General features: G+C 64.1%; 11 protein-coding genes. 3 read left to right on the top strand and 8 right to left on the bottom strand.

Going from position 1 to position 11,025, the window contains the following annotated elements:
* Nucleotides 1-293: 293 nt before the first annotated feature.
* Nucleotides 294-575: a DUF427 domain-containing protein gene (locus tag B7X49_RS15215; protein ID WP_286704982.1), complete on the top strand. Its 282-nt coding sequence runs from the start codon at nucleotides 294-296 to the stop codon at nucleotides 573-575.
* 6 nt (nucleotides 576-581) lie between these two features.
* Here the strand turns inward: B7X49_RS15215 and B7X49_RS15210 are convergent, their stop codons facing one another.
* From B7X49_RS15210 to B7X49_RS15195, 4 genes are all read right to left on the bottom strand, one after another.
* On the bottom strand, nucleotides 582-2,408 hold the full coding sequence (locus tag B7X49_RS15210) for a methyl-accepting chemotaxis protein (protein ID WP_286704983.1): 1,827 nt from the start codon (nucleotides 2,406-2,408) through the stop codon (nucleotides 582-584).
* A gap of 90 nt (nucleotides 2,409-2,498) precedes the next feature.
* The gene (locus B7X49_RS15205; protein ID WP_286704984.1) at nucleotides 2,499-3,305 is read right to left on the bottom strand and encodes a sulfotransferase; all 807 of its coding nucleotides are present in this window, start codon (nucleotides 3,303-3,305) and stop codon (nucleotides 2,499-2,501) included.
* Nucleotides 3,306-3,411: 106 nt separating this feature from the next.
* Entirely contained in the window at nucleotides 3,412-4,731 is a 1,320-nt protein-coding gene (locus B7X49_RS15200) for an AAA-associated domain-containing protein (RefSeq protein ID WP_029310956.1), read from the bottom strand.
* Between the two features lie 8 nt (nucleotides 4,732-4,739).
* Nucleotides 4,740-6,473, bottom strand: a complete 1,734-nt coding sequence (locus tag B7X49_RS15195; RefSeq protein WP_286704985.1) for an ABC transporter permease subunit — start codon at nucleotides 6,471-6,473, stop codon at nucleotides 4,740-4,742.
* A 210-nt stretch (nucleotides 6,474-6,683) separates the two neighbouring features.
* Here B7X49_RS15195 and dnaN point away from each other — a divergent pair, with 210 nt between their 5' ends.
* Complete coding sequence (dnaN, locus tag B7X49_RS15190; RefSeq protein ID WP_029310954.1) at nucleotides 6,684-7,808, top strand: DNA polymerase III subunit beta; 1,125 nt, start codon at nucleotides 6,684-6,686, stop codon at nucleotides 7,806-7,808.
* Here dnaN and B7X49_RS15185 read toward each other — a convergent pair.
* Nucleotides 7,805-7,981, bottom strand: a complete 177-nt coding sequence (locus B7X49_RS15185; protein WP_286704986.1) for a hypothetical protein — start codon at nucleotides 7,979-7,981, stop codon at nucleotides 7,805-7,807. The two genes, dnaN and B7X49_RS15185, sit on opposite strands and share 4 nt — an antisense overlap.
* On the opposite strand from B7X49_RS15185, the gene recF reads away from it, so the two are divergent.
* The gene (gene recF, locus B7X49_RS15180) at nucleotides 7,975-9,120 is read left to right on the top strand and encodes a DNA replication/repair protein RecF (RefSeq protein ID WP_286704987.1); all 1,146 of its coding nucleotides are present in this window, start codon (nucleotides 7,975-7,977) and stop codon (nucleotides 9,118-9,120) included. The two genes, B7X49_RS15185 and recF, sit on opposite strands and share 7 nt — an antisense overlap.
* On the opposite strand, the gene B7X49_RS15175 is transcribed toward recF, so the two are convergent.
* The 3 genes from B7X49_RS15175 to B7X49_RS18855 form a co-directional block, all read right to left on the bottom strand.
* Nucleotides 9,076-10,059, bottom strand: coding sequence for a zinc-dependent alcohol dehydrogenase family protein (locus tag B7X49_RS15175; protein ID WP_286704988.1), 984 nt, complete (start codon nucleotides 10,057-10,059; stop codon nucleotides 9,076-9,078). The genes recF and B7X49_RS15175 overlap by 45 nt on opposite strands.
* 4 nt (nucleotides 10,060-10,063) lie before the next feature.
* Complete coding sequence (locus B7X49_RS15170; RefSeq protein ID WP_286704989.1) at nucleotides 10,064-10,621, bottom strand: DUF1269 domain-containing protein; 558 nt, start codon at nucleotides 10,619-10,621, stop codon at nucleotides 10,064-10,066.
* A gap of 145 nt (nucleotides 10,622-10,766) precedes the next feature.
* Entirely contained in the window at nucleotides 10,767-10,967 is a 201-nt protein-coding gene (locus B7X49_RS18855) for a BON domain-containing protein (protein ID WP_353737239.1), read from the bottom strand.
* Between the last annotated feature and the right edge of the window lie 58 nt (nucleotides 10,968-11,025).

Genomic DNA, 11,025 nt, shown 5'->3' with positions numbered 1-11,025 from the left:
GGGAAAAGCCAGTTCGTCACGCTGGTGAATGTCAATGGCCGCCATGGCGGGGGCCACTAGCCCTAGTGGGTGTCTGAGTCAACCGGATAGGCACGGTTTGACGTACCCTTCCATCCGGTTTCACATGTGATGATAGCCATGATCAGCATCGCTCCAAATTGTGGTAGTCGCGACCTTAAAATGTTTCCAATCCGAAAGTAAACCAAAATCGAACGTAATTTTAGAAATTTTCACCGGCCTTGACGCCGCTATTTCGATTTCGTTTCATGCAGCGGTCGCAAGGAGACACATTCATGGTCAAAGCTATCTGGAACGAAACGGTGATTGCGGAATCGAGCGATACCGTGGTGGTCGAGGGCAATCATTATTTCCCGCTCGATGCGGTACGCGCCGAGGCGTTGCGGCCGAGTGCGACCACATCGCGTTGCCCGTGGAAGGGAACCGCGAGTTATTATACAGTCGCGGTGGACGGCGCGACCAATACGGATGCGGCCTGGTATTATGCCGAGCCTCTGGCCGCCGCGGCCGCGATCAAGGGCCGCGTCGCGTTCTGGAAGGGCGTAAAGGTCGGTTAGGACCAGCTACGCCCGCTGGAGCGATGGCGGGCGGCCCGATTTGGTCTGCTCGGCCAGAGCAAACCGGGCGATCAAGCTCGAGAGATGGTCAGAATCGCCCGCGAGGCTGCTAGCGGCTGCGGTGGATTGCTGGACCATGGCGGCGTTCTGCTGGGTTGCCTGATCCATCGCGTTGATCGCGGTGTTGATCTGGCTGAGGCCGGTGGATTGCTCCTGCGCCGAAGCGGCGATCTCGGCGACGATGCCGTCGATGGTGGAGACCTGCGTTGCGATACGGTTGAGGGTTTTGCCAGCTTCATCGACCAGTTCGACGCCGGTCTTGACTTGGCTGCCGGACATTTTGATCAGCGAGGTGATTTCCTTGGCGGCATCGGCCGAGCGTTGTGCCAGGGCGCGCACTTCCGAGGCGACCACGGCGAAACCCCGCCCGGCATCGCCCGCGCGCGCGGCCTCGATGCCGGCGTTGAGGGCGAGCAGGTTGGTCTGGAACGCGATTTCGTCGATCACGCCGGTGATATTGCCGATCTGGGTGGAGGATTGGACGATGCCGGTCATGGCATCCACCGCGCGGCCGACGACATCACCCGAGCGTTCGGAATCATCGCGCGCGGTCTGCACCAGTTTGCGGGCCTGAACGGCGCCTTCGGCGGTGCGGCGGACAGTGGCGGTAATCTGGTCGAGCGCGGCCGCGGTCTGTTCAAGGTTGGCGGCCTGTTGTTCGGCGCGGCGTGCCATGTCGTCCGAGGCGGTGGCGATCTGGCCGGAACCGGCGCGGATCGTATTGGTCGCGCCGGAGACGTCGGTCATGGTGGCGTGCAGCCTCGTGACCGCATCGTTGAAATCGGCGCGCAGTTTTTCGTATTCGGCGGCGAATGGGGTGTTGATGCGATGCAGCAGATCACCATCGGCGAGGCGACTCAGGCCGCCGGCGACGGCGCTGACCACGGCGCCAAGCTGGCTGTTCATGGCTGTCCGCAGGCTCTCCTGCTGGGCGCGTTCAGCCTCGCGCAGCTGGCGGGTTTCGGTCGCTTCGGCTTCCAGACGTCGCTTCTCCAGCCCATCGAGCCGAAAGCGGTCGATCGCGGTGGCAAGGGTGCCGATTTCATCGGACCGCCCGACTCCGTCGATCGTGATGTCGAGCGCGCCGGTGCCGAGTTTGCCGGTCTGCACGGCAAGGGCAGAGAGCGGCAGCGCAATGTTGCGCGATAACCAGAACGCGACGCCGAAGATCAGGAGCAGAATCGGCAGGGCAAAAGCCGCAAACTCCCAGAGCAGCGCGTCGAAATCATGTTGCACATCGTCAAGGTAGATGCCGGTGCCGATCACCCAGTCCCATGGCGCGAAATATTCCACCATCGCGACTTTCTGAACCGGCGTTTTCGAGCCGGGCTTGGGAAACCGGTAGAAGGTGGGCCGGTGATCGCCCGCGACGGCGCGCCGTTCCATCACGCGGTTGAGGTACACGCCATCCGGGTCGTGCAGGTTCCAGGTGTTCTGGCCAACCAGTTTCGGATTGGGCGGGAAAACGATGCGGACCGCTTTGCTGTTGTTGACGAATATATAGCCGTCCTTGCCATAGCTCATCTGGCCGATGATCCGCTCGGCCTTGGCTTGGGCGGCGGCCTCGCTGATCTGGCCGGCCTGTTCGCGCTGGTAGATCGAGGCGGCGACCGAGCGGGCCATTTGCGCAAGCAAGTCGGTCTTGGCGATCCGGTCGGCCAGCATGGTGCGATAGAGCAGATGCAGCGCGAAGGCACAGAGGCAGACGAAGCCGACCAGGCTGATCGCCGCGGTCAGGTAAAGCTTATGTCGAACGTTCAGTTTCAAAAGCACGTGGCGTCATCCTTACTTCTGCCGCTATGCGGTTCACACTAAGGAGCAAAGATTAACGCCGGGTTATCCGATCTTCCGCATGATGGCGATTCAGGCAGCCGCGTGGGACGGGGTCGCGTAGCCCAACTGGGCAGCGAGGTTGCCGAGCGTACGGACCGCGATGGTTTCATCGCGACGGGTCGCAGCGGATCGAGCAGCGCCGAGTTCGCTCACCGGATCGCTGAACGGTGTGGGCTTGCGGCGTTGCGCGTGCAGGAAGCGCGCAAGCGGCCCCCGATCAGCGAGGTCGAGGAACGAAGCGATCTCCTCAGCCGCGCGATCGGCGTTGTCGATCAGATCCTCGTGCGCGAGGGTAAGGTGGCGATGCTCCGCAAGATCGCCGAGGAAACGGCGGATTTCGGTGACATATTGCCGCCAGATGGAAAGGCCGGCCTCGTAGCTGCCGATCCAGCCCTTGCGCGCGAGCGAGCGGGCGACGCGGGCGGGATGGCGGTGGATGTGGATGAATTTGGCTGCCGGCAGTACCTCCGCGATCAGCTCAAGGCAGGAGCCCGATGGCGGCGCAATGGGGGTTGCCTCGGTGCGGCCGGACAGCAGGGTGGGATCGGCATAGGGCGGGTGTTTATCACCCCAGATCCTTGTGCTGATGCCGAGTTGTTCGCGGTAGAACCGCTCGATCGTGGCACCGGCATGGCGGCGCTGGAAATCGCGCCACTCGGCCTGGAAATCCTGACCGATCAGATCATCGCGCGCCGCAGCGGGATCGAGCCGGTGCTTGAGGTCGGCGAACACCCGCGCCTCGTTGGTGATCCCGATATCCGGGTGCTGGTTCAGCACGTGACACAGGAAAGTGGTTCCGGAGCGCGGCGCGCCCACGATCATCAAAGGTTGCGACATTGTTGCTCCATCACGACAGTGTGACAAAGCTGGGCTGACGTTTTGGCGGTTTCCAGGCCGGATTTTGTAATTTTCGGTAAGGTGGCAGCGCGGTGCCGAGGCGGGCTTATTCCTCCTCGATATCCTCGAGGCTGAATTGCTGCCCTTCCTCGTCGTATGAGAACAATTCGGCGTAGCGGCCCCAGGAAATCGCGGTGCGCAGGGTCTCCTCGGCGCGTTCGGGCGACATGTGGTCTTCCAGCTCGTCGCGGAAGCGCACGGCCGAGGCACGATGGTTCCAGCGTTCGTCGATCACCTGGCGGATCGCGGCGACCAGTTTGACATGGCTGCGCGCCGCCTCCGCAAAAATTTTCTTGCGCTCGTCGGTATCGGCGTGGACGAAGCTGCGACCCTGGTCGGTCAGGCGGATGTCGCCTTCCTCGAGTTCGGCGAAATGCAGCAATTGCAGCGTCTCGCCAAGCGGCAGCAGTTCATCGGCCTCGTATTGCAGCACGGCGGCCAGCGCGGGCAGGTCGGCGCGGCCGTTATAGGGTTCGGCGGCGAGGGTTTCCATCAGCCCGGACATCAGATTGGTGCCGATCGGGTGGAGCGGCGTTGCGAAGCCGGTGGTCGGTTTGGCGGCGGCGGCGCGCAGGTCGGCCGGGGTCTTGCGCCTTGTCATCACCGCGTAAATATCATCGACCATCTGGCGGAAGGCGGGGTCGAGCCGGTTGCGCGGATGGGCGAACGGCACGGTCATTTCATGGGCGACGCGGCCGGGATCGGACGAGAACACCAGGATGCGGTCGCACATCAGCACCGCTTCCTCGATGTTGTGGGTGACCATCAGGATCGATTTGACCGGCAGCTTACGCTCGGACCACAAATCGATCAGATCGGTGCGCAGGGTTTCCGCGGTCAGCACGTCGAGTGCCGAAAACGGCTCGTCCATCAGCAGCAGATCGGGGTGGGTGACCAGCGCACGCGCAAGACCGACGCGCTGGCGCATGCCACCCGAAAGCTCCTTGGGGTAGGCGCTTTCATAGCCACCGAGGCCGATCAGGTCGATCGCTTCCTCGGCACGGGTCTCGCGCACCGAACGAGAAACGCCCATCGCTTCGAGGCCGATTTCGACATTTTCCTGCACCGAGAGCCAGGGGAACAGCGCGAAACTCTGGAACACCATCGCGACACCGCGCACCGGGCCGCGAACCGGCTTGCCCTGCCAGGTGACATCGCCGCTGGTCGGGCGCAACAGGCCGGCGATGATGCGCAGCAGGGTCGATTTGCCCGACCCCGAACGGCCGAGCAGACCGACGATTTCGCCCTCGAACAGGCGCACGTTGACATCGTCGAGCACGATGAGCTCGTTATTGGCCTCTTTCGGATAGGCCTGCCGGCAATGGCTGACTTCGAGCAGGGTATGGGTGGTAACTTGCTGATCCATGAAATCCCCTATCCGAGATTGGTGCGGCGGCTGGCGTAGGCATAGAGCGGGCGCCAGACCAGCCGGTTGAAACTCAGCACGAAGGCCGACATCACCGCGACGCCCAGCACGATCTTGCTGGTATCACCGGCGGTGGTGGCCTGCGCGATATAGGCACCCAGGCCCTTGGCAACCAGCGTGGTCTTGCCCCACGAGGCCACTTCCGCAACGATCGAGGCATTCCAGGCCGCCCCCGTCGCGGTGAGCGCGCCGGTGACCAGATAGGGCAGGATGCCGGGAATGATCAGGCGGCGCCAGCGCAGCCAGCCGCGCAGCCCGAAACTGGCAGCAACCTCCTTGAGGTCGCCCGGCAGCGCGGAAGCGCCGGCGACGACGTTGAACAGAATATACCATTGCGTGCCCAGCACCATCAGCGGCGTCAGCCAGATGTTCGGCAACAAATGGAAGGCGACGATGCCGGCCACCACCAGCGGAAACAGCAGATTGGCCGGAAATGCCGCGAGGAATTGCGCGACCGGCTGGACCAGCTTGGTCGCCTTCGGCCGCAGACCAACCCAGACGCCGACCGGCACCCAGATCGCGCAGGAAATCAGCAGGGCGGCGAGCACGCGCGCCAAAGTGAAAAACGCATCGATCACGCAGGTCAGCAGATCGGACCAGGCAAGATGCGCGGCACAAAACGTCGTCACCTGCCAGAACGCATAGCCGGCGGCGGCGATCACCACGGCGTAGAACACGCCATCGCCCAGTTTGGACGAGCTCTTGCCGACTTTCAGCGAGGCGAAGGTGCGTTCGGCGCGGCCGAGGCGGAGCCGGCCGATGACGGCGACACGATCGCCCAGCCACCCGGCGGCCTCGCGCAGAATAAACGTGCGGCGCAGCAGTTTCAGCACCCACGGCTCGCCGGCCGAGGCGGTCTGCACGGTTTCAAAGCGGAATTTGTCGGACCAGGCGACCAGCGGGCGGAACAGCAGCTGGTCGTACAGCAGGATGACCACCAGCATGGTGAACACGGCTTCGAAAATCGCCAGCAGATCGCGCCGTTGCAGCGCGACCGCGACATAGGAGCCGATGCCCGGCAGGGTGAACGTGGTGTTGCCGACCGTAATCGCCTCGGCATAGACCACAAAGAACCAGCCGCCCGACATCGACAGCATCATGTTCCAGACGAGGCCGGGAACGGCGAACGGCACATCGAGCCGCCAGAAGCGCTGCCACGGCGAAAGGCCGAAGCTGCGGCACGCTTCATCGAGATCGGATGGTTCGGTGGTCAGGGATTGGTAGAAGCTGAACGTCATGTTCCACGCCTGGCCGGTGAACACCGCGAAAATGGCGGCACATTCGGCGCCGAGCTGCTGGCCCGGAAACAGATTGACGAAGAACAGCACGGTGACCGACAGGAACCCGAGGATCGGGATCGATTGCAGGATGTCGAGCACCGGGATGATGATGATGGCGGCGCGCCGGCTTTTGGCGGCCAGCGTCGCGACCAGGAAGGTAAAGATCAGCGAGAGGAACAGCGCCGCGAACATGCGCAGCGTGGTACGGACCGCGTAGCCCGGCAGGTAGGCGGGATCGAGATGGATATGGGTCGCCTGGGCGGCGGCGAGCGGCGCGAGGGTGCCGCGCGCGACGCTGACGACGCCGATCAGCACGCCCATCACGAGCAGAATCGCAGCGATGTCCCACGCGTTGGGCAGGCGGCGTCCATGCACAAGGGCAGGCGGGGCGATGCTGGTCATGAGCAGATCCGCTTGAAAGAATTGACGATGTCGGTCTGATGCCGGGCCCTGCGAACCTGACAGGCCCGCCATAACCCGCAATGCCCCCCTTGTCACCCACTGATTGGTTGCAGTTCGATGATGGTGCGGGCGGTTCTATTTATGACCGATCTGGGCTATGCAACGAAACCGGCCGACTCGGACGCCCGGCAAGATGACTGGAAGGATCGCATGAAGCTCAAGGCGGATCGCGCCACGCTCCTCAAGGCGCTGGCCCATGTTCAGAACGTGGTGGAGAAGCGCAACACCATCCCCATCCTCGCCAATGTGCTGCTGTCCGTGAAGGAAGGCCGCCTGACCATCGCCGCGACCGATCTGGAGATTGCGCTGATCGAGGATGTGCCGGTCGAGGCGGCGCAGGATGGCTCGGTCACCGCACCGGCGGCAACGCTGTATGAAATCGTGCGACGCCAGCCTGAGCACGCCCAGGTCGAGCTCGACCATCCGGGCGGCGATGCGCCGCTGGCACTCCGCGCCGGGCGCTACGCCACCAAGCTGGTGGTGCTGCCGACCGATGAATTCCCCAAGCTCGATGCCGGCAAGCTGAGCCACCGGTTCTCGATCCCGGCGCAGGCGCTGCGCGGGTTGATCGACCGGACGCGGTTTGCGATCTCGACCGAAGAGACCCGGTATTATTTGAACGGCATTTACGTGCACGCCGCCGAATCCGATGGCGCCGCCGTGCTGCGCGCGGTGGCGACCGACGGGCACCGCCTCGCCCGCGTCGAGGAGCCGCTGCCCGATGGCGCGGCGGGCATGCCCGGCGTGATCATTCCGCGCAAGACCGTCAATGAAATCAGGAAGTTGCTGGAGGATGTCACCGGCGAGATCGCGATTGCCCTGTCGGAGACGCGGATTCAGTTCACGCTCGACACCATGCGGATGACCAGCAAGCTGATCGACGGCACCTATCCCGATTACAGCAAGGTCATCCCGGTCGGTAACGACAAGATCCTGCGCGTTGATACCAACGATTTTTCCAACGCCGTGGCGCGCGTATCCGCGATTACCGCCGAGCGCCACAAGCCGGTGAAACTCTCGGTTGCGCGCGATCTGCTGGTGCTGTCGGCCACCAGCCCGGATCAGGGTACCGCCTCGGAAGAACTGGATGGCGAACAGGTGGAATACAGCTCCACGCCGCTCGAAATCGGGTTTCAGGCCCGCTATCTCAACGATGTGACGGAACAGATCAAAGGCCATGTCGAATTCTGCTTCGCCGATGGCGCGGCACCGACGCTGGTGCGCGCAGCCGGCGATCAGAGCGCGATCTTCGTGCTGATGCCGATGCGGGTCTAGCGGTCGCGCGGCGGTGCGAGGGGAGGAAGCGCTTCTTTTTTGAAAAAAAGAAGCAAAAAACTTTTTTTGATCTGGGGCATGGGCGCTTGAACCGTCACAGGCCCAGCGTCAAAAAGTTTTTTTGCTTCTTTTTTTTCAAAAAAAGAAGTCCTTGCTTCCTTCTCCCATGACAACGCTGACCACCCTCCGCCTGACCGATTTCCGCTCCTACGCCTCGCTCGATGTCCGGCCGAACTCGCGCATCGTGGCCCTCGAAGGGCCGAACGGGTCGGGCAAGACCAATCTGCTCGAGGCGATTTCACTGCTGGCGCCGGGGCGCGGGCTGCGCGGGGCAAAATTTGCCGAACTGGCGCGGCGCGGCGCGTCGGGCGGCTGGGCGGTCGCCGCCCAACTGACCGATGCCGGGCGGCGTTTCACGCTCGGTACCGGGATCGACGGTGCGGGTGCCGAGCGCCGCAAAATCCTGCTCGATGGTGATCCGGTCAACGCTGCCGCGGCCGCCGCCGCGTTCGCCTGCGTGTGGCTGACGCCGCAGATGGACCGGCTGTTCACCGAAGGCGCCAGCGCGCGGCGGCGCTTTCTGGACCGGCTGACCTTGGCGCTGGCCCCGGCCCACGCCAGCGAGGTCGCGGCGTTCGAGGCGGCTTCGGCCAATCGCAACCGCCAGATCGAACAAGGCACCGCCGATGCCGCCTGGCTCGCGACCATCGAGGATTCGATGGCCCGCCACGCCGCCGCCCTGACCGCCTCGCGGCTCGATCTGATCGCGCGGGTCAACGCGATGCTGGCGCGCGGCGCATTCGCGCCGTTTCCGGCGGCGACGCTGGCGCTGGAGTGCCCGATCGGGGCGCGCCTCGCCATCGAGCCGGCGATCGTGGTGGAGGATTGGCTGCGGCGGCTCTATGCGCGCACGCGGGCCGAACCGGTTGCCGCGGTCTCGCCCCAGCGCGCGGATCTGCTGCTGGCGGATGCCGGCAGCGGGCTTGCCGCCGCCTTCGCATCAACCGGGCAACAGCGCGCCATGCTGGTGGCGATCGTGCTGGCGCACGCGGCGCTGATCGCCTCGCTGCGCGGCGCGGCACCGGTGCTGCTGCTCGATGAACCGTTCGTCCACCTCGATGCGGCGCATCGCGTCGCTCTGGGTGAGGCGTTGCAGCGAAGCCCGAGCCAGGTGTTCTGCACCGCGACCGATCGGGCGCAATTGCGCTCGCTGGGGGAAAATGCGGCGATCTGGCTGGTCTCGCCGGGGCGGATCGTTGGCGCGCGGTCAGGGGATCAGGACGGCGGCACCTTCGAAGCGGCCGGCGCGTAGGTCGGCCAGGGCCTGATTGGCCTCGGTCAGCCGGTAGGTGGTGGTGCGGGTGACGATGCCGATTTCCGGCACCAGGCGCAGAAATTCGAGCCCGTCCTGCCGCGTCAGGTTCGCGACGGACAGGATCTGGCGCTCCTCCCACAGCAGGCTGTAGGGGAACGCCGGGATATCGCTCATATGGATGCCGGCGCAGACGACGCGGCCGCCTTTGCGGAGCGCGCGCAGCGCGGCGGGGACCAGTTCGCCGGCAGTGGCGAAAATAATCGCGGCGTCCAACGCATCGGGCGGCATCTCGTCAGACCCGCCGACCCAGACGGCGCCGAGCGAGCGGGCGAAGGCTTGGGTGGCGGCATCGCCCGGTCGGGTGAAGGCGTAGACCGTGCGGCCCTGCCAGCGGGCGATCTGAGCAACGATATGCGCGGCCGCGCCGAAGCCGTAGAGGCCGAGTTTTTTACCCTCGCCGGCGATTTTCAACGATCGCCAGCCGATCAGCCCGGCGCAGAGCAGCGGCGCCAGCGATGCGTCGCTGCCGGCATCGCCGAGCGGGAAGGCGTAGGCAGCATCGACGATGGTTGCGGTGGCGAAGCCGCCATCGCGCGTGTAGCCGGTGAACAGCGGGTGGTCGCACAGGTTTTCGTGGCCGGCGCGGCAATAGGGACAGGTGCCGCAGGTGTGGCCGAGCCAGGGGATGCCGACGCGCTGGCCAATGTGCAAGGCGCGCACGCCATCGCCCAGCGCATCGACCCTGCCGATGATTTCATGGCCCGGGATGATCGGCACCTGTGGATGCGGCAATTCGCCGTCGACCACGTGCAGATCGGTCCGGCAGACGCCGCAGGCGGCGATCGCGACGCGCACCTGGCCGGGGCCAGGGTGCCGGTCCACCAGTTCGATATAGTCGAGCGGCTGGTGGAGCGCATTCAGCATCATGGCGTGCATGGCATCAGGCCGGGATGGTGACGTCTTGCGGCGGCGCGATGAATTTCACGCCGGTGTGAACATCAAGCCGCAGCGGTTTTGCAAGGCCCAGGATGGCGCGCGCCCGGATCGTCTCCGCTGGCGTGCCGTGCACCATGACCAGGAAATGATCGGCCTTGAGCGCGGATTCGTATTCGATCACGCTGTCTTTCGGAATGCCGATGCCATACATCGCGGCGCCGAGCGCGCTCAGACCACCGACCACCGCGGCGGATTCGACGCCGGAGAACACCATCGAGGCCAGATAGCCCAGCACGACGACATGGCCGACGATGGGGATCGACAGGAACAGGCCGCCGAAAAACACCCCCCAGAGACCGCCCCAGAACGCGCCGCGCAGGCCCCAGAAGCGCACCCGATCGCCGGTATTGTAGAAGCCGACGACGTTTTCCTCGGTATGGTAGCCTTTGCCGATGACGCTGAGTTGCTTCATCGCAAAGCCGCCGCGGGAGAGTGTCTTGATGGCGGCATCGGCGGCGAGGTGATCGTCGAAAATGGCGATCGTGGTATCAGGATTTTCCATAGGTCGCTCTTTCATCAACGCTGAGCCACAGGCGTTCCCACCAGCATGACCCAAACGAATAAAGTTTTTTTGTTTCTTTTTTGTTCACAAAAAAGAAGATCCTTACTTTTACTCTCCGCTATACTTGCCTCGTCATTGTCCACACTCACGAAACTGTAATATTATTGTCAACCGTAATGGTCCCCGGTGCCGACCAGGCCGTGGTCGCCGCGAGGTTGCGTTCATGCGGTGAGTGAACCGTGCCGCTCAGGCGCACCGCCCCGCCTTCAACGGTGACGCTGATGGCGTTGGGTTCGACGAACCAGGGTAAGCGTCCGCCAGAGGCCGTTGGCCTAGTTTTGGGCAGGACGTCAGGACTTCTGGTCGATCATCCAGGGTAGGAGTTCATTGATCCGGCTGGCTGG

The organism is Acidiphilium sp. 34-64-41, assembly GCF_002282635.1.
In the GTDB taxonomy this organism is placed as follows: Bacteria; Pseudomonadota; Alphaproteobacteria; order Acetobacterales; family Acetobacteraceae; genus Acidiphilium; species Acidiphilium rubrum.
The sequence above is the reverse complement of the archived record's forward strand: the minus strand, read 5'-3'. Positions and strand labels throughout refer to the sequence as shown.